The organism is Chromobacterium sp. W521 (genome assembly GCF_052805975.1).
This window is the reverse complement of sequence record NZ_JBRBAF010000004.1, coordinates 306,737-328,681: the sequence shown is the minus strand read 5'-3', so window position 1 is coordinate 328,681 and position 21,945 is coordinate 306,737. Positions and strand designations below refer to the sequence as shown.

Annotated in this window: 18 protein-coding genes and 2 riboswitches; of the genes, 2 read left to right on the top strand and 16 right to left on the bottom strand. The window is 62.1% G+C overall.

Annotated features, from left to right (window positions below):
• Nucleotides 1-142: 142 nt before the first annotated feature.
• The 3 genes from gcvP to gcvT all read right to left on the bottom strand — a co-directional run bounded on the left by gcvP (nt 143) and on the right by gcvT (nt 4,667).
• Entirely contained in the window at nt 143-2,995 is a 2,853-nt protein-coding gene (gcvP, locus tag ACUXV1_RS08120) for an aminomethyl-transferring glycine dehydrogenase (RefSeq protein WP_019103297.1), read from the bottom strand.
• 123 nt (nt 2,996-3,118) lie between these two features.
• Nucleotides 3,119-3,505 carry a glycine cleavage system protein GcvH gene (gene gcvH / locus ACUXV1_RS08115; protein ID WP_194426863.1) on the bottom strand — a complete coding sequence of 129 codons (387 nt, stop codon included), beginning with the start codon at nt 3,503-3,505 and terminating at the stop codon, nt 3,119-3,121.
• A 73-nt stretch (nt 3,506-3,578) separates the two neighbouring features.
• Entirely contained in the window at nt 3,579-4,667 is a 1,089-nt protein-coding gene (gcvT, locus tag ACUXV1_RS08110) for a glycine cleavage system aminomethyltransferase GcvT (protein WP_081554257.1), read from the bottom strand.
• A 41-nt stretch (nt 4,668-4,708) separates the two neighbouring features.
• Nucleotides 4,709-4,805, bottom strand: a riboswitch (glycine riboswitch).
• 14 nt (nt 4,806-4,819) lie between these two features.
• Nucleotides 4,820-4,911, bottom strand: a riboswitch (glycine riboswitch).
• A gap of 245 nt (nt 4,912-5,156) precedes the next feature.
• Between gcvT and ACUXV1_RS08105 the strand changes: the two genes are divergently transcribed.
• Nucleotides 5,157-6,842: a dihydroxyacetone kinase family protein gene (locus ACUXV1_RS08105; protein ID WP_446014887.1), complete on the top strand. Its 1,686-nt coding sequence runs from the start codon at nt 5,157-5,159 to the stop codon at nt 6,840-6,842.
• 45 nt (nt 6,843-6,887) lie between these two features.
• Here the strand turns inward: ACUXV1_RS08105 and ACUXV1_RS08100 are convergent, their stop codons facing one another.
• The 3 genes from ACUXV1_RS08100 to gluQRS all read right to left on the bottom strand — a co-directional run bounded on the left by ACUXV1_RS08100 (nt 6,888) and on the right by gluQRS (nt 10,424).
• Entirely contained in the window at nt 6,888-7,631 is a 744-nt protein-coding gene (locus ACUXV1_RS08100; protein ID WP_446014886.1) for a M15 family metallopeptidase, read from the bottom strand.
• A gap of 139 nt (nt 7,632-7,770) precedes the next feature.
• Nucleotides 7,771-9,111, bottom strand: coding sequence for an amino acid permease (locus tag ACUXV1_RS08095; RefSeq protein WP_446014885.1), 1,341 nt, complete (start codon nt 9,109-9,111; stop codon nt 7,771-7,773).
• 425 nt (nt 9,112-9,536) lie between these two features.
• Nucleotides 9,537-10,424 (bottom strand): tRNA glutamyl-Q(34) synthetase GluQRS, encoded by an 888-nt coding sequence (gluQRS, locus tag ACUXV1_RS08090; RefSeq protein WP_446014884.1) that lies wholly within the window; start codon nt 10,422-10,424, stop codon nt 9,537-9,539.
• A gap of 135 nt (nt 10,425-10,559) precedes the next feature.
• On the opposite strand from gluQRS, the gene fdxA reads away from it, so the two are divergent.
• Nucleotides 10,560-10,883 carry a ferredoxin FdxA gene (fdxA, locus tag ACUXV1_RS08085; RefSeq protein WP_019103290.1) on the top strand — a complete coding sequence of 108 codons (324 nt, stop codon included), beginning with the start codon at nt 10,560-10,562 and terminating at the stop codon, nt 10,881-10,883.
• Between the two features lie 151 nt (nt 10,884-11,034).
• Here fdxA and cheD read toward each other — a convergent pair whose 3' ends face one another.
• The 10 genes from cheD to ACUXV1_RS08035 form a co-directional block, all read right to left on the bottom strand.
• A complete protein-coding gene (gene cheD, locus ACUXV1_RS08080) occupies nt 11,035-11,643 on the bottom strand; it encodes a chemoreceptor glutamine deamidase CheD (protein ID WP_019101361.1) in 609 nt (202 codons plus the stop codon).
• Nucleotides 11,640-12,716, bottom strand: a complete 1,077-nt coding sequence (locus tag ACUXV1_RS08075) for a protein-glutamate methylesterase/protein-glutamine glutaminase (RefSeq protein ID WP_446014883.1) — start codon at nt 12,714-12,716, stop codon at nt 11,640-11,642. Before ACUXV1_RS08075 ends, cheD begins: the two co-directional genes overlap by 4 nt.
• 37 nt (nt 12,717-12,753) lie before the next feature.
• On the bottom strand, nt 12,754-13,581 hold the full coding sequence (locus ACUXV1_RS08070) for a CheR family methyltransferase (RefSeq protein ID WP_043635912.1): 828 nt from the start codon (nt 13,579-13,581) through the stop codon (nt 12,754-12,756).
• Nucleotides 13,582-13,621: 40 nt separating this feature from the next.
• Nucleotides 13,622-15,973, bottom strand: coding sequence for a methyl-accepting chemotaxis protein (locus ACUXV1_RS08065; protein WP_205208404.1), 2,352 nt, complete (start codon nt 15,971-15,973; stop codon nt 13,622-13,624).
• A gap of 34 nt (nt 15,974-16,007) precedes the next feature.
• A complete protein-coding gene (locus tag ACUXV1_RS08060) occupies nt 16,008-16,505 on the bottom strand; it encodes a chemotaxis protein CheW (protein ID WP_043635924.1) in 498 nt (165 codons plus the stop codon).
• An 18-nt stretch (nt 16,506-16,523) separates the two neighbouring features.
• Complete coding sequence (locus tag ACUXV1_RS08055) at nt 16,524-18,548, bottom strand: chemotaxis protein CheW (protein WP_446014882.1); 2,025 nt, start codon at nt 18,546-18,548, stop codon at nt 16,524-16,526.
• 35 nt (nt 18,549-18,583) lie between these two features.
• A complete protein-coding gene (locus ACUXV1_RS08050) occupies nt 18,584-18,949 on the bottom strand; it encodes a response regulator (protein WP_043635932.1) in 366 nt (121 codons plus the stop codon).
• A 259-nt stretch (nt 18,950-19,208) separates the two neighbouring features.
• Complete coding sequence (locus tag ACUXV1_RS08045; protein ID WP_156038915.1) at nt 19,209-20,267, bottom strand: SpoIIE family protein phosphatase; 1,059 nt, start codon at nt 20,265-20,267, stop codon at nt 19,209-19,211.
• Between the two features lie 20 nt (nt 20,268-20,287).
• A complete protein-coding gene (locus tag ACUXV1_RS08040; RefSeq protein WP_039754785.1) occupies nt 20,288-20,593 on the bottom strand; it encodes an STAS domain-containing protein in 306 nt (101 codons plus the stop codon).
• Nucleotides 20,594-20,633: 40 nt separating this feature from the next.
• Nucleotides 20,634-21,686, bottom strand: coding sequence for a sensor histidine kinase (locus ACUXV1_RS08035; RefSeq protein WP_240315031.1), 1,053 nt, complete (start codon nt 21,684-21,686; stop codon nt 20,634-20,636).
• Nucleotides 21,687-21,945 lie beyond the last annotated feature (259 nt).

Genomic DNA, 21,945 nt, shown 5'->3' with positions numbered 1-21,945 from the left:
ACCAACGGCAAGCAGACTGCCGTCATATCCTCCATTAAATATGATATTCGTATATTCACTCAACTCCAGTGTCAGATGGCCGCGTCTACACGCAAAAAAGCCCCGGCCAAGGCCGGGGCTGCTTTACGCTTGCCTGCGCGAATCAGGCGTAGCTGTCGGTGGAAGGGCAACTGCACACCAGATTGCGGTCCCCGTAAACATCGTCGATGCGGTTGACGCTGGGCCAGAACTTGTTTTCCAGCACATAGGGCAGCGGGAACAAGCCGGTTTCACGGCTGTACGGACGCTGCCACTCGCCTGCGATGTCCGCCTTGCTGTGCGGCGCGTTGCACAGCGGATTGTCGTCCGCAGGCCACACGCCGTTCTGCACTTTGTCGATTTCCTGGCGGATCGCCGCCATCGCCGCGATGAAACGATCCAGCTCCGCCTTGGGCTCGGACTCGGTCGGCTCAATCATCAGCGTGCCCGGCACCGGGAAGCTCATGGTTGGCGCGTGGAAGCCGTAATCCATCAGCCGCTTGGCTACGTCCACCTCGGTCACGCCGCTGGCGGCCTTGAGCGGGCGCAGGTCGATGATGCACTCATGAGCCACCCGGCCGTTGGCTCCGGTGTACAGCACCGGAAAGTGCTCGGCCAATCGCGTCGCCACGTAGTTGGCGGACAACAAGGCGTTCTCGGTGGCCTGCTTCATGCCCTCCGCGCCCATCATCGCGATGTACATATAGGAGATGGGCAAGATGGAGGCCGAGCCGAAGGGCGCAGCCGACACCGCGGTCTGGCCCGGCTGGGCGGTGGGCACCGACGCCACCACGTGGTTGGCGATGAACGGGGCCAAATGCGCCTTCAAACCAATCGGGCCCATGCCCGGGCCGCCGCCGCCGTGCGGGATGCAGAAGGTCTTGTGCAGGTTCATGTGCGACACGTCGGCGCCGATGTCGGCCGGACGGCACAAGCCCACCTGGGCGTTGAGGTTGGCGCCGTCCATATACACTTGGCCGCCGTGCTGATGGATGATCGCGCAGATTTCGCGAATGGGCTGCTCAAATACGCCGTGGGTGGACGGGTAGGTAATCATCAAGGCCGCCAGCTGCGCAGAATGCAGCTCGGCTTTCGCCTTCAGATCGGCAACGTCGACGTTGCCCGCCTCGTCGCAGTCCACCACCACCACCTGCATATTCATCATCTGCGCCGTGGCCGGGTTGGTACCGTGAGCGGAACGCGGAATCAGACAGATATTGCGCTGGCCGTCGCCGCGCGACTCGTGGTAGCGGCTGATTGCCAACAGGCCGGCGTACTCGCCCTGGGCGCCGGAGTTGGGCTGCATCGAGATGATGTCGAAGCCGGTGATCGCGCGCAGCTGCGTTTCCAGACCGGCGATCATTTCCAGATAACCCACTGTCTGTTCGCGCGGCGCGAACGGATGCATATTGGCGAACTCCGGCCAGGTGATCGGAATCATTTCGCTGGTGGCGTTCAGCTTCATCGTGCAGCTGCCCAGCGAGATCATCGAATGATTCATCGCCAGGTCGCGGCTTTCCAGTTTCTTCATATAGCGCAGCATCTCGTGCTCGCTATGATGGGTGTTGAACACCGGGTGGCTCATGAAAGCGGATTCGCGCTTCAACCCGGCCGGAATCGCATCGGCAGCCGCGGCGTCCAAGGCGGCGATATCGGCGCTCTTGCCTGTGAAGATTTCAATCAGACGCGCCAGATCGGTTTCAGTGGCCGCCTCGTGGAAAGCTACGCCCAACACATTGCCGCCTGCGCGGCGCAGATTGTAGCCGGCGGCCAAAGCCGCCTGATACACCGCGTCGGCCTTGGGCGCGTCAACTTGCACCGTGTCGAAGAAACGATCGAACACCAGCTTGCCGCCAGCGGCCTTGACCGCGTGCGCGAAAATGGCGGCCAGACGGTGGATGCGAGCCGCGATGCGCTTGACGCCCTCCGGGCCGTGATACACCGCGTACATGCCGGCGATATTGGCCAGAAGCACCTGGCTGGTGCAGATATTGGAGTTGGCTTTTTCGCGGCGGATGTGCTGCTCGCGGGTCTGCAGCGCCATGCGCAGCGCGGTCTTGCCTTTGGCGTCCACCGACACGCCGATGATGCGGCCAGGCGCCGAGCGCTTCATTTCGTCCTTGAACGCGAAATAGGCGGCGTGCGGTCCGCCGAAGCCCATTGGCACGCCAAAGCGCTGAGTGTTGCCGATGGCGACGTCCGCGCCCATCTCGCCCGGGGATTTCAACGCCACCAAGGCCATGATGTCGGCGGCCACCACCGCCACCGCGCCCTTGGCCTTGACCGCGGCGATGTGCGGGGTCAGGTCGATCAAGTCCCCGGCCTCGCCCGGATACTGGAACAAGGCGCCGAAGTATTCGCCCTTGCCCGCCTCTTCCGGGTGGCCCAGCACCAGCTCAAAGCCGAAATACTTGGCGCGGGTCCGCATCACGTCCAGGGTTTGCGGCAGCACGCGGCTGTCCACGAAGAACTGGCCGGACTTGGCCTTGGACACCCGGCGCGCCATCGCCATCGCCTCGGCGGCGGCGGTGGCCTCGTCCAGCAAGGACGCGTTAGCCAGTTCCAGGCCGGTCAGGTCGATCACCATTTGCTGGAAATTCAGCAAGGCTTCGAGACGGCCTTGGGCGATCTCCGCCTGGTATGGGGTGTAAGCGGTATACCAGCCCGGGTTTTCCAGCAGGTTGCGCAAGATCACCGTTGGGGTCAGCACCGGGTAATAACCCTGGCCGATGAAGGATTTGTTGACCACGTTCTTGGCGGCGACAGCCTTCAGCGCGGCCAGCGCCTCGGCTTCCGGCATGGGATCCGGCAGCTCCAGCTTGCGGTTCAGGCGGATGTCGGCCGGCAGCGTCTGCGCCACCAGTTCGTCAATGGAGGCCACGCCGATGGCGGCCAGCATTTGCTCGCGCTCTGCGTCGGACGGGCCGATGTGGCGGGAGATGAATTCTTTGCGGTTGAAAAGTTCGGAGAGAGACATGAGTACGAGACCTTCTGTGCTTGCCGTCCGCGCCGCGGCTTTCGCGGCCAATCGGGTGTTGCTGGATATCCGGGCGAAAAAAACGCCTCGCGGCCAATCAGGACTGCGAGGCGGTTTTCACCATCAGGCGCCAATTTCCTTGGCGTAGGCGGCGGCGTCCATCAGGGCGTCCAGGTCCGCCGGATTCGCCGGCTTGATCTTGAAGAACCAGCCCGCCCCGTAGGGTTCGCTATTGGCCAGTTCCGGTTCGGCTTCCAGTTCCTCGTTGATGGCCAGCACTTCGCCGGCAACCGGACAGTAAATGTCGGAAGCGGCCTTCACCGATTCCACCACGCCGGCCTGCTCTTCCTTGGCCAGCTTGGCGCCCACTTTCGGCAGCTCGACGAAAACGATGTCGCCCAGCAATTCTTGAGCATGCTCGGTAATGCCCACGGTCACGGAACCGTCAGCTTCCAGACACAGCCATTCGTGGCTTTCAACGTATTTGAGTTCGGCGGGGATGTTGCTCATGAGTGTCTCCAGTCAAATCCAGGTCTTAACGATTATTCCCGGCCGCGTCGCGCGGCCTGCCTGAGCAATCGGCTCAGGCGAAAACTTTCTTGCCGTTGCGCACGAAAGGCATCTTGACCACGCGCACTTCGGTCAAGGTGCCGCGCAGGTCCACCAGCGCCTTGTCGCCTGTGCCTGCCGGCACGCGCGCGATCGCGATGGAATGCTTGAGCGTGGGCGAGAAGGTTCCGCTGGTGATCACCCCTTCGCCCACCCCTTCCACCACTACTTTCAGACCTTCGCGCAGCACGCCGCGCCCTTCCAGTACCAGGCCCACTTGCTTGGTCTTCACGCCGGCGGCTTTCTGCGCCTCTAGCGCCTTGCGGCCGATGAAGTCGCGCTCAGCCGGTTCCCAGGCGATGGTCCAACCCATGCCGGCTTCCAGCGGGGAAACGGTTTCGTCCATATCGTGGCCGTACAGATTCATGCCGGCCTCCAGCCGCAGGGTGTCGCGCGCGCCCAGACCGATGGGCGCCACGCCGGCGGCCTGCAATTGTTGGAAGAAAGCGGCGGCTTCAACGCCGGGCAGCATCACTTCCAGGCCGTCTTCGCCGGTATAGCCGGTGCGGGCATAGAACCAGTCTCCTGCCGGCTGGCCTTGAAACGGTTTCAAGTTCTGGATGACGGCGGCGAGCTCGGGCTTGACCGAACAGACCTTGGCGATGGCTTGCGGGCCTTGCACCGCCAAGATGGACAGATCGCGTCTTACTTTGATGTCGACGTTGAAGTCCGCCTTGTGCCCTTCCATCCAGGCCAGATCCTTGTCGGTGGTGCCCGCGTTGACCACCATGCGATAGCCGTAGGAGGTCAGGTAGACGATCAGATCGTCCACCACGGTGCCGTCGGGCGTGAGCATGCCGGAATACAGCGCCTTGCCTTCGAAGCCCAGCTTGGCCACGTCGTTGGCGATCAGCCGCTGGAGCCAGGCCTTGGCGTCCGGCCCGCTGATGTCCAGCACCGTCATATGGGAAACGTCGAACATGCCGGCGTCGCTGCGCACGATTTCATGTTCTTTTAGTTGGGAGCCGTAATGGATGGGCATTTCCCAGCCGGCGAAATCGACCATCTTGGCGCCGGCGGCGATGTGGGATTCAAACAGGGGGGTGCGTTTCGGGGCCGTCATTGGTGCGTCCTTAGCAAAAGCGTGTAGTGTTGCTCTATTCCCTACACCCCTCTGTCCCTGCACCTGAGATTTTCCGGCCTTGCGACCGTTAGCCCCTTCGGTGGGCATCCGTGGACGCCGCTCTCCAGATTCGGCGAACTGGCTGCGGCCAGTCCGATAATGCAGTCCTTTTGCCTGAGCGATTGCGGGTGCGCTTGCGCCTTCGGCGGTGGCGCGGACGGCCACTCTCTCCTGCATGACGTGCCAGATTATGGTTGCTGGACCGGGCCTTGGCAAGCCGTGTTTATCTTCAACTTAAACAATGACTTAAAATATTCGAAACCGCAAATCATTGAACGGATATTGCTTCGTTTAAGATCGATTACGAACACATTTCACTTCGTTATCGATCACGCAATCGACAAATTCCCCCTCCAAGCAAAGCTGATCGTAAGATGACATCCATCTTTACCCAGCACGAGCTCTATCCGATATGGAAAGGAAACCGCGATGCGAAAACTAATCAACGATCCGCGCCATGTGGCGCGGGAAATGCTGGAAGGCCTGGCCGACACCCTGCCCGGCCTGGCCCTGCTCGAAGAGGAAAACGTCTTGCTGCGCGCGGATCTTCCGGCTGACGGTCAGCTCGACAAAGTGGCGCTGATCTCCGGCGGCGGCAGCGGCCACGAGCCCGCCCACGCCGGCTACATCGGCCACGGCATGCTGGACGCCGCCGCAGTGGGCGACGTATTCACCTCGCCCAGCGTAGACACCGTGCTGGCGGCGATCCGCGCCGTCGCCGGCCCTAAAGGCGTACTGCTCATCATCAAAAACTACACCGGCGACCGGCTAAACTTTGGCCTGGCGGCGGAGCTGGCCCGTGCCGAGGGCATTGCCGTCGACAGCGTGGTGGTGGCCGACGATGTAGCGCTTCGCGACACCGTGGAGCCGGCGCGCCGTCGCGGCATCGCCGGCACCGTGCTGGTGCACAAGATTGCCGGCGCGGTTGCCGCCAGCGGCGCCAGCCTGGCCGAGGTCGCGGCCGCGGCGCGGCAGGCGGCGGAACAGGTGGCCACCATGGGCGTGGCGCTGGGCGCCTGCACCGTGCCGGCAACCGGCCGCCCCGGCTTTCAACTGGACGACGACGAAGTAGAGTTGGGGCTGGGCATTCACGGCGAAGCCGGCGTACGCCGCGTGCCGCGCCAATCCGCCGACGCCTTGTGCGCGACGCTGCTCGACGCCATTGTCAGGGACCGCGGTTGGCAGGCCGGCCAACGGGTGGCAATGCTGGTCAACGGCCTGGGCGGCACTCCGCCGATGGAGCTCGCCATCGTGGCGCGCAGCGCGCTGGCCTCGGCGCGACGGCTCGGCTTGCATGTGGAACGGCTATGGAGCGGTAATTTCATGACCGCGCTGGAAATGCCGGGCTGCTCGCTGTCGCTGCTGGCGCTGGATGAGCAGCGCCTCGGCTGGCTGGATCAAGCCACCCAGGCTCCGGCCTGGCCCGGCTCCGGCTTTCTGCCGGCGCGACGCCAGCTGCGGCCGGCGCCGCCGCGCGCGGCAGCAGAAGCCCTCTCCACCGCCAAAGCCGACCCCCAGCTGCGCGCCGCGGCTTGGGCCGCGGCCAAGGCGCTGGACGCCGCCGAACCGCTGTTGACTGAACTGGACGGAGCGGCAGGCGACGGCGATCTGGGCGTCAGCATGCAGCGCGGCGCGGCGGCGATCCGCGCTTTGCCGGACAGCGCCTGGAGCGATCCGGCCACGGCGCTGCGCACCGTCAGCCAGGCCTTGCGCCAGGCCATCGCCGGTAGCTCCGGCCCGTTCTACTCGACAGCCCTGCTGCGCGCGGCGCGGCGGCTGGACTCATCGAACGCGCCCAGCCCGCTCGACTGGGCCGCGGCGTTCAAGGACGGCGTCGCCGCCATCGCGGAACTGGGCGGCGCGCAGGTGGGCGACCGCACCATGCTGGATACCTTAACGCCAGCCGCCAACGCTTTCGAAGCCGCTCTGAACGACGGCCAAAGTCCAAACGCGGCGTGGCGTTCCGCGCTGGAGGCGGCGGAACGCGGCTGCGCGGCCACCGCCGCCATGCGGCCGCGCTTGGGACGGGCCAGCTATCTGGGCGAACGAGCGCTAGGCGTGCCCGACGCGGGGGCCAGCGCCGCGCTGGTCTGGTTGAAGGCGCTGGCCGGCTAGCGCTTGACGATGCGGCCGCCGCAAGCACGCGGCGGCCGCGTCAAATCAGGACGGCTCCAGCTCCATGGACGGGTAAACCCAGTCCACGCCCAAAGCCTGCCCCCACAGGCAGTCGCCCAAGTCGTAATGCCACCATTCCTCGGCATAATTGCTGAAACCGGACTGTTTCATCAGATTGAACAAGACGCGGCGATTGTGACGCACCGCCAACCATCGCTCGGACGAAAAGCCCTGCGCGGGATCGTGCGGCGCTTCGAAGTAGTCGGTGCGCGACGCCGGCTCGGCCGCGTCGAAGGCGGTGCCGAAATCGCAGATCTCCCCGGTATCCCGCCGGCAGATCGCCAGATCAATCGCGCCGCCCGAATTGTGCGGCAGCACCGCGAAACGGGCGGTATCGTCGGGATGGGCGGCAAACAAGCGCGCCTGCCGCTCCACCGCCGCCGCGTCCCAATCCGGATGCGCGGCGCGCACCTCGTCCAACACCATTTGAAATAGATCGGCCTGGGTCTCGCGGCTGCGGTAAGCGTCGAACAACAACAGGCCGTAATCCGGGGCCAGCCGCGCCGCCGCCTCGCACAAGCGGCGCGCAACAAAGGCCCGTGCCGAAATTCGCTCGGCGCAGCCTTTGCGGCCGGCAAGGTAATAGCTGTTTTCCGGAAACAAACCGTCCGCGCGCTCCAGCGCGCAAGGCTCGTTTTCCTCCCGCATCCGCGCCAGCGTTAACGCGTCCGGCATCGGGTAAGCGAAATCGATGGCGACAAGCAGGCTATCGACGGCGGCTATCCTCATTGCAACTCCCAGTCTGAAACCAAAGCGCCCAAGTAAGCCACCAGCCAGCGGCATAGGCAAGTCCATTTCGCCATGACAATAGCCTTGATCCCAAAGAAAACGCGGCCGAGGCCGCGTGTCGGATCCTGCGCCGCCTCGCTCACGAAGGGTCGGCGTAACGTTCCTTCACTTGCCAGACATAAACCGGCAGGCCCAGCAGCAGCAGGATCATGCCCCACATCACGATGTCGGCTCCGGAGCCGTATAAAGCCCACACCGAATAGGCGAAGCCCACGCCGGCGAAGCACAGCGGTGCCAGGTAGTCCTTGCGCTGGAACTGCTGGGGGCGCATCAGCATGATGGCCAGCAACGCCATTGAGCAAAACGCGTAAGGCAGCAAGGTAGTGGCGGTGGCCAGCAGAATAATGAACTCGAAAATTTTGACGCCGCCGTCGCCCCCGGCGTATTTCATCGCCATCAGCACCGTCACCAAGCCGCTGGACAACAACAGGCCGAAAATAGGCACGCCTTGCGGGTTCATCTGAGCAAAGCGGCGGGGAAACAGGCCGTCGTGCGCGGCGGCGGCCGGCACATGTGCCTGCATCAAGCTCCAGCCGTTCAGCGCGCCGAAGCAGGAGACAATGGCGCCGAAACCCACCAGATAGTAGCCCCAATCGCCCCACATCAACCTGGCTGCGTCGGCGAACGGCGCCTGCGAGGCCGCCAGCATCGCCGGCGGCATCAAGCCCATCAAGGCCACCGTGGACAAGATGTAGAGCACCGTGGCGATCAGGGTGCCCAGCACCGTGGCGCGCGGAATGGTTTTTTCCGGCGCGATCACGTCGCCCGCCGGCACCGACGCCGACTCCAGCCCCAGAAAAGCCCACAGGGTCAGCGCCATGGTGGCGGACACCGAACTGAGCAGGGGCTTGTCGTGAGGGTTGAACACGATGTTGTCCGGCTGCAAATGGAAAAACCCGAAGAAAGTGACAGCGGCCAACGGCAACAGCTTGAGCAAGGTGGTCGTCACCGCCACTAGGCCGGAACTGCGCGCGCCGCGGCTGTTGATCCAGGTGACGATCCAGATCAGGCTGATGGCGAATACGCCGGCCAGCAGATTATCGTGCCCCAACACCGGAAAGAAGACCTGCATATAACTGGTGGCGGCCACCGCCAGCGCCGCGTTGCCGGCCCACAGCGCAATCCAGTAACCCCAGGCGATCCAGAAGCCGGCAAAACCGCCGAAGGCTTCATGAATATACGCGTAGGGCCCGCCTTCCTTGGGCAGAATGGCCGCCAGCCGCGCAAACACCAAGGCCAGGCAGATCGCGCCGGCGGCGGTGAGCAGCCAGCCTATCATCGACACGCCGCCGAACGGCGCCAGCGACGCCGGCAACAGGAACACGCCGGAACCGATCATATTGCCCACCACCAGGGCGGTGCACATCCATACCCCCAGCGCCCGGGTCTTGGTCTTGCTGTCTAAATTGGTATTGCTCAAGGCTTGGTCTCCATCGGGCCTGCCGATTGACGGGCGCGCCGCGCGCGCGTGTTTCTACGATCATGCGATGGCGCCGGCGGAGCGGGTTCTGCCCGTTCCGTTCGCATTCAGACTGATACGACTGAAAAAGCGCCCATGATAGAGGGCCGCGCCCGCAAGCTGGGCATGCTTTCTTTAAGCCGCTTGACCGGAGTCAACTGAAGCGGGACTTTGCGCCAGTGCGCGCGCATGAAAAAAAGGCGGCATTAGAACACAAATTCGACATAAAAACATGTCGCATTTTCCGTATGTCAACGAGAAGGCGATGGCAGTCCGCTTGTCGCGGCCAATGATGCGCAACAAGCGCGTGCGCAGATGCCAATATAGGTCAGCAGACAGGGAAAAAAACACGTCAAATGCATAGTTTTGGCATAAAAGGGCGCAATTCAGGCGACCACCACCGGCCCTGTCGGTACCCGCGCCAGCGACCAGTGAGCGCGCGCCCACTGCCACAACTCGGCTAAACCGCCGCACTCCTCCGGCGGCGCATGCCCCAGACGGCTCAAGGCCAAACGCAGTGAAGCGGCGGCGTCCTCCGCCGCCACCGCCGGCGCCAGCGTCTGCTTGGACAGTTTCTCTCCCGCGGCGTTAACCAGCACCGGCAAATGGCAATAAGTCGGCGTATTCGCGCCCAGCGCGCGCTGTACCGCCACCTGGCGCGGCGTGGACACCAGCAGGTCGGCGCCGCGCACCACATCGCTCACCCCTTGCTCCGCATCGTCCACTACCACGGCCAATTGATAAGCCCAGTAGCCGTCCGCGCGCAGCAAGACAAAATCGCCGATATCGGCCGCCAGGTTCTGCCGGTACGCTCCTTGCAGGCGGTCATCCACCACGGTCTCGCCGGGTTCCACCCGCAGGCGCCAGGCTCGCCCCCCCTCCTCCGGACGCCTCAGCCGGCAATGGCCGGGATAAACGTAACCGTCCAGACCGCGCCTCGCGGTCTCCGCGATCTTCTTGCGCGTGCAATTGCACGGATAAGCATGGCCGGAGGCGACCAATTGCTCCAACGCCTGCCGATACAAGTGGTGGCGACGGCTTTGGTACACCACTTCGCCATCCCACTCGAAGCCATAGGCCTCCAAGGTGCGCAGAATGGCGTCCGCGGCGCCGGCCACCTCGCGCGGCGGGTCCAGGTCCTCCATCCGCAGCAGCCACTCGCCTCCGCGCGCGCGCGCCTCCAGATAACTGCCGACGGCGGTGCACAGGGAGCCGGCGTGCAACAAACCGGTGGGACTGGGGGCAAAACGCCCGCGATAGGGAGAAGCGTTCATGACGGATAGGAAATTTACGGCGGCAATGCGTTGTGAAGGGAATTTCTGGCTAATAATGTTGACTGATACGCTCAAATCATCGCCCAGAGGCCGCGCCAAACGGCGCAGCCGGCTTTCGACGACCAAGGAGCCAATATGGCCTACGTTGTAACCGATGCCTGCATCAAATGCAAATACACCGATTGCGTCGATGTCTGCCCGGTGGACTGCTTTCACGAAGGCCCCAACTTCCTGGCGATTGACCCGGAGGAATGCATAGACTGCACGCTATGCGTGGCGGAATGCCCAGTGAACGCGATCTACGCGGAGGACGACGTGCCGCCCGGACAAGAAGGCTTCGTCGCGCTCAACGCCGAACTTTCCAAGCTCTGGCCCACTATCACCGAAAAGAAGGATCCGCTGCCGGACCACGAGGACTGGGCGGCGGTCGAAGGCAAGCTGCAACACCTGGAACGCTGAGAACCGGTTCAAAGTCTCGCGAGCAAGAGCGAGGCAAGGCGAAAACCGCTGAGAAAGCGGAATGTACACGTGGTACATGAGCATTTCGAAGTGGTTTTTAACGCCGTATCGCCGATGCGCAGCAGACATTGAACAGGTTCTGAGAACCGGTTCAAATGAACAGTTCTATATCCCCGGACTTGCCGGCCACCTCCGGCTGCATCACCTGCTGGCGATAGCGGTTCTCCTCGGTGATCACGGTGCGGCTGCGCTTGAGCTTCTTGACCAGCACCTTGCCGCTGTCGGTGAAGAAATACACTTTGCGCGCGCAGTCGCCCAGCAGGTCTTCGGCCAGGATGGGAATCCTTTCCGCATCCAGATAAGCGTGGATGAAGCGGCGGTTGCGCTCGCCCACGTTCATCACCGACATGCCGTCCAGCACGTTGCCCCCGCCAAACACCTTGGCCTCCATGCGGTGTCGCATCGCCCCCAGCTTCTGCATCTCGGTGATCATCAATTCCATCGCGTGAACGCCGAAGCGCGCGGCGGATGCGCCCTCACCCACCTCGATGCTGCCTTCCGGCAGCAGGAAATGGTTCATGCCCGCGACATTGGCAGCCCGGTCCAACATGCACACCGCCACGCACGACCCCAGCAGCGTTACCAACAGCTGCGGCTGGCTGGTGACGTAGAAGCCGCCGGGAAACACTTTCACCGCCTGGCTTTGAAAATGCTTGTCGAAATAGGAATGGCTGCTGAAATGCACCGCGCCGCTGTTCATAACATCGCCTTTTCCGCCCTGCCGTACAGGCAGGCCAAGATTTTGGGGGCCAGCGCTTCCAGTGGCCACTCTTGTTGCACGCCGCCGGCCTTCATCGCCTCGCGCGGCATGCCGTACACCACGCAACTGGCCTCGTTCTGGCCGAATGTGACGGCGCCGGCGTCGCGCATCTTGCGCAGGCCATCCGCTCCGTCCCGCCCCATTCCTGTCAGGATGACGCCGATGGCACGCTTGCCCAGGCCTCGCGCAGCGGAGTCGAACAGCACATCCACCGACGGCCGGTGTCGGTTCACCCTCTCGCTCTGGTCCAACTCAATGCGGAAACCGCCTGCGGCGGCCTGCACCCGCATATGCCAATTGCCTGGCGCGATATAGGCGACGCCCGTCTTGATCGGCTCGCCGGCTTCCGCTTCCTTCACTCTCATCGGGCAGTAACTGTTCAGCCGCGCGGCGAAACTGCCGGTAAAATACTCGGGCATGTGCTGAGCAATCAGGATGGGCGGCCCGTCGGCCGGCAAGCCGCTCAATAGGGTTCGGATCGCCTCCGTGCCGCCGGTGGAAGCGCCCACAAAAATCATCGCTTGCTGGGCGCTGGCGCCCAGAAAAGGCGTCTGCGGCGCCAAGACCTCGGCCGCGCGATGAAAGCGGTGCGGCGCACGCACCCTGGCTTCCGCCACCGTCCGGATTTTGTCTCGGATCTCGTGGGCGTAATCGCCCATCCGTCTGGCGATGTCGTGCGCCGGCTTGGACATAAAGTCGATCGCGCCCAGCTCCAGCGCCGTCAGCGTCGCCTCCGATCCTTGCTGCGTCAGCGAGGAAATCATCAGCACCGGCGTCGGCCGCAAGCGCATCAAACGCCGAAGAAACTCCAAGCCGTCCATGCGCGGCATTTCGACATCCAGCGTGATGACGTCGGGGTCCAGCTCGCGGATGCGCTCGCGAGCGATGAATGGATCGGAGGCGGTAGCCACCACCTCCATGTCTTGCGCCTCGTTAATGATGGAGGTGAGCAGATTGCGGATCAAAGCGGAGTCGTCTACCACCACCACGCGAATTTTCTTGTCGAACCCCATCCACGCTCCCGAATCGATAAAAGGGCGAACACGCCGGCTAGGCCAGCCGGTAGCTGGTTTTGCCGCAAGGCAGGAAGGCGTCGCTCAGATGCAGGATGTTTTCCGAATGGCCCAGCAATAGCAAACCGTCCGGGGCCAGATGCCGCGCCATATGATTGAGTATGGCCGCCTGTGTGGGCTTATCAAAATAGATCAACACATTGCGGCAAAAAATGACGTCGAACTCCCCTAGCGGAGGCCACTCTTCCGCCACCAGATTCATCTGGAAAAAGGTCACCGCTTCGCGCAGATGTTTCTTCAAGCGCACCTTGCCGTCGTTGGCGCCCACGCCCTTATCGAAAAAACGGCGCAATTGCGGCTCCGGCAACTGGCTGACGCGCTCGCGAAGATAGACGCCGTACATCGCCTGCTCCAATACATGAGTATCAATATCGGACGCCAACAATTCACAGGGGAATGGCCGTAAAGACTCCGCCAATTCCGCCATGGTCATGGCGATGGAGTAAGGCTCCTCGCCCGTCGAAGACGCCGCGCTCCAGACCCGGTACGGCCGGCCGCGCTTCCGCCAGCGCTCGGCGTGCGCGCGCAGCATGCTGAAATGATGCGGCTCCCGAAAAAACGAAGTCAGATTCGTGGTCAGCGCATTGACAAAGTTCTGCCACTCCCCCGATAAAGCGTCCTGGTCCAGCCGGTCCAAGTACTCGGCGAAGCTTTTCAGCCCCAAGGCCCGCACTCGCTTGGCCAGCCGCGCGTAGGCCATATGGGTCTTGCTGTCGTTAAGAGCGATGCCCACCCGCCGGTAAACCATGCCGCGGATGCGGCGAAAATCGTCTGGCGTGAACTTGATGTCCAGTTCCAGCCCCATCAACTCGATCCCCTCGGCTCCGCTCTCAGCCTAGCCCGCGTCAAAACTCCTCCCACTCGCCGTCCGTCAGGTCCACTTGCGGGCGCAGTCGTTCAGGCACCACGATCTTGCCGGCGGACTTGGGCGACACGGCCTTGGCTCCGGCAACGTGTGCAACGACATGCTCCGCCGTCTGCGCGACGTGCGCCTGCATGGGCCGCAAACGCTGTCCCGGCTCTCCCAGCTTGAATACCTGCACCGCGTCGTCCAAATAGCGCGCTTGCTCTTCCAGCGACTCCGCAGCCGCGGCGGCCTGCTCCACCAGCGCGGCGTTCTTCTGCGTGTTTTCGTCCATCTGCGTCACCGCCAGATTGACCTGCTCGATGCCCGAGCTCTGCTCAATCGATGCGGCCGAGATATCGCTCATGATATCGGCGACGCGGCGGATGGAAATCACGATCTCATCCATGGTGCTGCCGGCCTCGTCCACCAGCTTGGAACCGGACTCGACTTTAGCCACCGAGCTGCCAATCAAACCCTTGATTTCCTTGGCGGCGGCGGCGGAACGCTGCGCCAGGTTGCGCACCTCGCTGGCCACCACGGCGAAGCCTCTCCCCTGCTCGCCGGCCCGCGCGGCTTCCACCGCGGCGTTGAGCGCCAGGATATTGGTCTGAAAGGCGATGCCGTCGATCACGCTGATGATGTCGACAATCTTGCGCGCACTGTCGTTGATCTCGTTCATGGTGGCCACCACGTCGCCCACCACTTTGCCGCCGCGCGCGGCGATGTCGGAAGCGCCAGTGGCCAGCGTGTTCGCCTTTTTGGCGTTCTCCGCGTTCTGCCGCACTGTGCTGGTGATTTCCTCCATGCTGGAAGCCGTTTCCTCCAGGCTGGCCGCTTGTTGCTCGGTGCGGCTGGACAGGTTGGCGTTGCCGGAGGCGATCTCGCGCGCGGCAGTGTTGATCGCGTCGGTGGACTCCTTGATGTTGGAGACAATTTCCTTCAAGCGCTCCACCGTGGTGTTGGTGTCGTTCTGCAACTGGCTGAACAGGCCCTGGTAGTCGCCCTTGATCGCATGAGTGAGATCGCCCTTGGCCAAGGCCGCCAGCACCGTGGCGATATCGCCCAGGCCCTGGCTGGTCACCGCCAGCAGCTGATTGACGCTTTCGCCCAACTGTCGGAAAAAGCCGTCCTTGCCTTCCAGATTGATGCGTCGGTCGAAATTGCCGGCCGCGGCCGCGGAGATGATGCCGGCCACCTCTTTCTCGATCTCAACTTCCCCGGTGCGATCCTTCCACTCCACCACCGTGCCCAACCGCGAGCCGTCGGTGCCGAACACCGGATTGGCCACCAAGCCGAAAATACGCTCGCCAATATTGATCTGCGCGCGATAAGTGGAGCGCAGATTGGCCAACAGGTCGCGCTGATGCGCCGGATTGCTGTGGAACACATCCATATTGGTGCCCAGCAAGGCGCGCGCGTCGAAATTGGGCAAGGCTTTGCGCATGTCGGCCTCGGCGCGGCGCATCATCTCCAGCACGCTGTGATTGGTGTAGATGATGTTGCGATCATTGTCGGCGATCATCACATTGGTGGAGGCGTTGTCCAGGGCATTGCGCACTCTGATGTTTTCAACCGCTTTCTCGGCCAGCAAACTCATCGACGCGAACAGACTATGCTTGTCGCCCGACTTGACCTTGATCTCGGAACGTACCTGGCCCTCGGTCAACTCTCGCATCACCTTGACCAGCTCCGCAGGCTCGCCGCCCAACTGGCGCATCAGCGAACGGATAATGAAGACGCCGAAGCCGATGCCGATCGCCAGCGCCAACAAAGTGAAGCCAAACAGCAGCTTGTAAGCCTGTTGGGAATTGTCGCTGGCATCCTGTCCCGCCTTGCGCATCAGCCCCTCCTCAAATGCGATGTAGCGATCGATCGAGGTCATGTATTTAAGCTGGGTATCGCGCAGGGTGACGAACAAGTAATCGCGAGCCTGCGCATCCCGTCCCTGCGCTTGCATGCGTCGGAACACATTCAGTTCAGAGCGGAAACTGGCTTCATCGGAGCGCATCGCCTCGAACAGCGGCCGCCCGGCGTTGCCGACATTCGGCTCCAAAGCCGCCATTCGCTGCGTCAGATTGACCAGGCTCTCGTCAATCTGCTGGTTGAGCTCCTTGGTAAGCTGGACATCCTTGGTCAACAACAAATTACGCACGTCCCGCGACGCCAGGTCGACATTGGCTGCAATCTTGTGCGCGGCGCTAACCTGCGGGATATGCACGCTGGAGATATTGACCAGATCGCCGGCCAGGCCCTGCAGTTGTCTGACCGCCAGCGTCATCGCCACCGCCAGCAACAGAATCAACAGGCCAAAGCCCAACACCAGCCGATGGATCACTTTCATATTATTCATGCTTCGCCCCCTCAAAACAGGCTTGCGGCCGCGTTTATACGCGGCCAGCGGCGTCAGTCAACGCCATTTCCTCGCTGCCCATCAAACGCTCGATATCGATCACGATGATCATGCGCTCGTCCAGCGTGCCCAGTCCTTCGATATAGGCGGTGTCCACCGCCGCGCCAAACTCCGGCGCGGCTCGCAGCGCTTCCCGCTCCAGTTGAATCACATCCGACACCCCGTCCACTACCGCGCCGATGACACGCCCGCACACATTCAACACGATCACCACGGTGAACTCGTTGTACACCGGCTCCCCGATGCCGAATTTCAAACGCAAATCCACGATAGGCACGATATGGCCGCGCAAATTGACCACGCCCTTGATGAAGTCCGGCGCGTTGGCGATGCGGGTCACCGCGTCGTAGCCGCGGATTTCCTGCACCTTCAGAATATCAATGCCGTACTCTTCCGCTCCCAGCGTGAACACCAGCAGCTCATTGCCCGAACGCCTGTGCGCCAACCCCGGGTCGTTCCGTTCCGCCACCATTTTTTTTTCCTTGTTGTTTCATGCGTCCAGCGCCATCCGCTGGTTGTGCCGCGCAATCGCGGCGATATCCAGGATCATGGCCACCTGGCCGTCTCCGAGAATAGTGGCGCCGGAAATGCCGTCCACCTTGCGGTAATTCGTTTCAAGGTTTTTCACCACAAACTGCTGCTGGCCGATCAAATCGTCCACTAACAGCGCCAGCCTGCTGTTGCCGGCCTCCACGATCACCAGGATCGCCTCGCTCGGGGTCTGTTTCGCTTCGGGAATGGAAAAAAACCGTCCCAACGGCACAATCGGCAGGTATTCGCCGCGAATGCCCACCACCTGGCCGCGCGCGGCCACCGTTTTGATTTCATTCGGCGCCGGCTGCAGCGACTCCAATACCGCCCCCAAGGGCATCACATAGGTTTCCGCGCCGATGCGCACCGACATGCCGTCCATGATCGCCAGCGTCAACGGCAAATGAATGCTGATGGTGGTGCCGATGTCGGCCATGGAGTCTATCTCCACACGGCCGCCCATGCTCTGGATATTGCGCTTGACCACATCCATGCCCACGCCGCGGCCGGAAACCTCGGTCACCTCGGCCGCCGTGGAGAAGCCGGCCTCGAAAATCAGGTTCCACACCTCAACGTCGCTTAGCGAATCCGGCGCAGCCAAACCGTTCTGTCTCGCCTTGGCCAGTATCCGCTCCCGGTTAAGCCCGGCGCCGTCATCGCTGACTTCGATGACGATATTGCTGCCTTGGTGGAAAGCCCGCAGCGTAAGACGCCCCACCGGATCCTTCCCGCCCGCCTGCCTCGCTTCCGGGGATTCGATGCCATGATCCAGGCTATTGCGCACTAGGTGGGTCAACGGGTCGGACAATTTCTCGATGAAGCCTTTGTCCAGCTCGGTGCTTTCGCCCATCATCGTGAGCTCCACCCTTTTACCCAAGCGACCGGCCAAATCCCTCACCACTCGCGGAAAGCGGTTGAACACAAAAGAGATGGGCGTCATCCGGATCGACATCACCGCCTCCTGCAACTCCCTCGCGTTGCGTTGCAAAGCGCCGATGCCGCCAAGCAGGCGCTCATGCGCCACCGGATCCAGGCCCGCCCCGGATTGCGTCAGCATGGACTGGGTGATCACCAGCTCGCCCACTAGGTTGAGCAGCAAATCCACCTTGTCGATATTGACCCGGATAGAACTCTCGCTCGCCGCGCCTCCGCGCGCCGCAGGCTTGGCCGCGTCGAACTCCGGCGCCAGCGCCGGAACTTCGTCCCGCTCTGCCGCCTCGGCAGGCGGGGGCTCGAACAGGCCGAATCCGTCTCCTTCCAGCCATACCGAGGCGTCCGGTTCCGGAGCCGCATCGAGGAACAAGCCGAAACTGCTCTCCTCCTCTACGCCATGATCGACGTTGATGCGGAAATGCTCCTGCGGCACGGCGAACGCCAGCGACTCCGCCACCTCCGCCGCGTCCAGCGGCGAGGTGAACACGGCAACCCAGGGCAGCTTGTCAAGCTCCTCGCCGCGCTGCACCACGCTCAAGTCGCCATGCTCGGCCAGCGACTCCAACAAGGCGTCGATGTCGACGCCGTCCACCACGTCGATTTCCAGATACAGCGTCCAGTGCCGCGCCTCCTCCGGCGCCCGGCGCGCCTCGGTTTCCGCCGGAGCGGCCGCCAGCGCCTCCAACTGCGCCTTTAGCTCATCGGCTTGCGCTGTGTCGACATCGCCTTTGCCCTTGTGAGCCGCCAGCATCCCGTACAACACATCTTTGGCTCGCAGCACCAAGTCCACTAGATCCGAACTCAAGACGCGCGCGCCGCGCCTCACCTCGTCCAACAACCCTTCCAACACATGAGTCAAATCCGCCATGTCGGCGAAACCGAATGTGGCCGCACCGCCCTTGATCGAATGCGCGGCGCGGAACACCGCATGCAAATCCTCCTGCTGCGGACAGGACTGATCCATGCCCAGCAGCAGGCTCTCCATGCTGGACAAATGCTCATCAGCTTCATCAAAAAACACCTGATGAAACTGCGACATATCGATGGCCAAAAGCTCGCTCCTCGTCGTGCCCAAGATCAGCAGATTCAGCCGATCACGCGCTTGACCACATCCAGCAGCTTCTGCGGGTCAAACGGCTTGACCAACCAGCCCGTAGCCCCGGCCGCGCGGCCAAGCGCCTTCATTTGGTCGCTGGATTCGGTGGTCAGCATCAGGATAGGCGTCGTCGTATACGCCGGCAGTTTACGTAAGGAGCGGATCAGGGTCAGGCCATCCATGCCCGGCATGTTTTGGTCGGTCAGCACCAGATTGAACTGGCCTCCCTGCGCCTTGGCCAGGCCAGCGTTGCCGTCCCCCGCCTCCACCACCTCGTAACCAGCGCTTTTCAAGGTGAACGACACCATCTGTCGAATCGAAGCGGAATCGTCAACCGTCAGTATTTTTTTGTGCATAACATCCCCGTTTCAGGAAACCTCCCAGCGCTCGCTCGCCTGACGCGGCTCTTCGCCCATCGTCAGTCCGACACCGTCCGCGCCGGGTCCATTTTCCATTCTTTACCTTGCTCGCTCGTCGTCTCGTTCCGCACCCGCGAGACAACCGATTCGCCCAAGCGCTGAAATTCGCGCAGATATGAATGAGTGATCAACTAAAAAGCCCGCCGATTCAAGCCTGAATCCGCACGGCGTCAACGCATGCGGCCGAGAAACGTCGTTAAACCGGCCCCGGAGACGCCGACGACGGCACCGCGAAAGCCAGTGACGACATGTCGTCATTGTATGGGCTGCTGAAGCCTAGCGGAATTGACGGCAAGGGGCCATAGCCGTACGCATCGGCCGGGGAAACGCTGGACAAGCGCAGCAGACGCGATAGCAGGTATGGCAGATCCGATTCCTCCATGCCATCGCTGTGCGCCAGGAAGTGCTGACCCTCCGCCCAGGGCAGCGCCAGAGGCGGCTGCAACTCGATGTCGGCGCGCAAGCCCAGCGGGCTGCACATGGAGGGAAAACGACGCTCAAGCCTGGTGGATAGAAACAGCAAGATATCCGGCATGCCGGCATTGACCAGCCGCACCTCGCGAGCGCCCCAGTCAATCTCCAGCAACGCGCTGCCAACGTAGCGCCCGTCGGCCACATGACGATGCATGAAGGCATTGAGTTCGCGCAACGCCGACAAGGACAAAGGCTGCCCCAACAGCACCCGCGACACCCCCAGCGCCAGCAGCGCGGCGTCCAGGGCGGATCCTTGCCCGTGACCGGACGCGTCCCCAAGGATCAGCAAGGTTCGTTCCGGCAAATCCGCGCGCAGCACAACATCGCCGCCCACCGCCTCTACCGGCTTGACGGACACCTCCAAGGGAAACGAGCGGACCGTAGCCTGTTTCGACGGACGATACAGAGACATGGCGCCGTTGATGATGTCGAACGCCGCCGCTCCGAATAAACACGGGCACAACGCATGTTGCTGCCAATGCCAGGCCAACAGCCGGCTGCGCAGCAAGTCCGCGTCGAAGTCCCCGCGCAGAAAGTGAATATTGGGCGTGGCCAGCCAGGGCGCAGGACGCCCTGACGAAAACACCCACAAGGGCTTGTCGCCCTCCCACTGCTCGAACAGTTCGGCGGGAGCGTCCGCCAGATTCGTCAGCCAAAGGTCCTGCCTGCCGCCCACTGCAAAGTCGGCGCCACCGCAAAACCACCAATCCAGCGCTGACAACCAAGGATCGCCACGAACCCGTGCCTCGGCATCAGCGGACAACCAGGCCCGGATGCGCACAGACGCTCCAATGCTTGAACTTACTTAATGGTGAACATCTTGTTGAAGCAGGCGATTTCGAACACCTGCATCACCGCCTCGCGACAATTGATCAAGGTCATGCTCTTTTTCTGCCCAGCCGCACGCTCCTTCAGCAACAGCAACATTCCAAGCGCGGAACTATCCAGAAACGGAACCTGATCGAAATCAATCTCAATCTCTTGCACCTCCGGATTGTCCAGCAGCTCCTGGCTGGCCTGACGGAATTCCCGGTGCAGGTTGAAATCGAACTGTCCGATCAGGATCATCTTCCCAACTCTGCCCTCTACTTTGACAATGGGTCTCATCCGGCGTCCTCGGCTTTCTTCTGAATAAACGGCACATCCATCACGGTTGCATCATCGGAAGGCTAAGCTCGAAACAGGCTCCGCCCTCCCCCTTGTTGAAACAACGCACTTGTCCGCCCAGCTCGTCCACCACTTTCTTGACGATGGCCAAGCCCAAGCCTGTACCGCCGGGGCGGGTTGTGAAGAACGGTTCGAACATCTTCTCCAACTCCTCCGGATTGAACCCGGGGCCCGAGTCCTCCACCCGAAACAGTAAAGCGGTCTCACCTTCCTCCACCGATAATCGCACCACATCCCCGCTTGCGGAGAAGTGCCAGGCGTTCTCCAACAGATTCACCAAGGCCCCCTGCAAGGCTTTGCGGTCCACCAAGACCTTTATGGCAGATGACACCACCACATTGCAATCAAAAAGCACGCCTTTTTCATGACATTGTGGTTGCATGACCGCGCGCAAATCCTCCAGCAGCCCTTCCAGATCCAAAGGCTCCAGCGTCGTTACCTGACCGCGGACAAAACTCAGCATGTTCTGGATCAAACTCTCCAGCGCCCGCATCCGCGCCAGGCTCTTGTCGACGAAACGGGCGCGGTCCTCGGCCCGCGGAATATCCTGCTTCAGATTCGCCGTATACAACATCGCCGTGGCCAAGGGCGTGCGCAGCTGATGCGCCAATGCCGCCGCCATGCCTCCCATGGACGCCAACTTCTGCTGACGGGCCAATTCTCCGGTCAATTGATGCAAACGAGATACATCGTGAATAAGCACAATCTGCCCTCCGACAGATGGCAGGTCCTGGCATTGCATCGTCAACACCAAACCCGGCTCTCCATGCCGATGGCAATAGGTGTCGTCCAGTTCCGAACGCGACAGCCCCGCTAGCATGTCCCGCCATAAAGCGCCTACAGAACAACCGTTTAGCATCCGGCTGGCCGCGGGATTCACCGCCGTGACCACGCCTTCGGCCGAGACTTGGACCACGCCCGCGGGCAGCGCCTCCAGCAGCAAACCCAAGCGCTCGGCCAGCATCGCGTTCTCGTCCCGCTGTTTGCGCAGCTGATTATTGGCTTCGTCCAATTGCGCATTGAGAACTGTCACTTGGCTCTCAAGTTGTCTATATGCATCAATAAGTTGGCCGGATACCGCATTGAATTGCTCGAACGCGGCTTCTAGTTGCTGCTGATCTTTGAGGCTTGAAACCATATGCCGAATCGCTTGCGAGTTATTTGTAAAAACCACTTAAACAGTATGATAATGAATGGGTATCGCTGAGCCAACCTGTTATCTGGCATGAGGCTCAGCAAAAAAAACCGGGCAAAACCGATATCTGGCGTATAAAGGGTAGTAGTACGCCACT

Bases quoted from the DNA above. Each gene is read 5' to 3' on its own strand.
- gcvP (WP_019103297.1), bottom strand. From the start codon at position 2,995: ATGTCTCTCTCCGAACTTTTCAACCGCAAAGAATTCATCTCCCGCCAC.
- gcvH (WP_194426863.1), bottom strand. From the start codon at position 3,505: ATGAGCAACATCCCCGCCGAACTCAAATACGTTGAAAGCCACGAATGG.
- gcvT (WP_081554257.1), bottom strand. From the start codon at position 4,667: ATGACGGCCCCGAAACGCACCCCCCTGTTTGAATCCCACATCGCCGCC.
- ACUXV1_RS08105 (WP_446014887.1), top strand. From the start codon at position 5,157: ATGCGAAAACTAATCAACGATCCGCGCCATGTGGCGCGGGAAATGCTG.
- ACUXV1_RS08100 (WP_446014886.1), bottom strand. From the start codon at position 7,631: ATGAGGATAGCCGCCGTCGATAGCCTGCTTGTCGCCATCGATTTCGCT.
- gluQRS (WP_446014884.1), bottom strand. From the start codon at position 10,424: ATGAACGCTTCTCCCTATCGCGGGCGTTTTGCCCCCAGTCCCACCGGT.
- fdxA (WP_019103290.1), top strand. From the start codon at position 10,560: ATGGCCTACGTTGTAACCGATGCCTGCATCAAATGCAAATACACCGAT.
- cheD (WP_019101361.1), bottom strand. From the start codon at position 11,643: ATGAACAGCGGCGCGGTGCATTTCAGCAGCCATTCCTATTTCGACAAG.
- ACUXV1_RS08075 (WP_446014883.1), bottom strand. From the start codon at position 12,716: ATGGGGTTCGACAAGAAAATTCGCGTGGTGGTGGTAGACGACTCCGCT.
- ACUXV1_RS08070 (WP_043635912.1), bottom strand. From the start codon at position 13,581: ATGGGGCTGGAACTGGACATCAAGTTCACGCCAGACGATTTTCGCCGC.
- ACUXV1_RS08065 (WP_205208404.1), bottom strand. From the start codon at position 15,973: ATGAATAATATGAAAGTGATCCATCGGCTGGTGTTGGGCTTTGGCCTG.
- ACUXV1_RS08060 (WP_043635924.1), bottom strand. From the start codon at position 16,505: ATGGTGGCGGAACGGAACGACCCGGGGTTGGCGCACAGGCGTTCGGGC.
- ACUXV1_RS08050 (WP_043635932.1), bottom strand. From the start codon at position 18,949: ATGCACAAAAAAATACTGACGGTTGACGATTCCGCTTCGATTCGACAG.
- ACUXV1_RS08040 (WP_039754785.1), bottom strand. From the start codon at position 20,593: ATGAGACCCATTGTCAAAGTAGAGGGCAGAGTTGGGAAGATGATCCTG.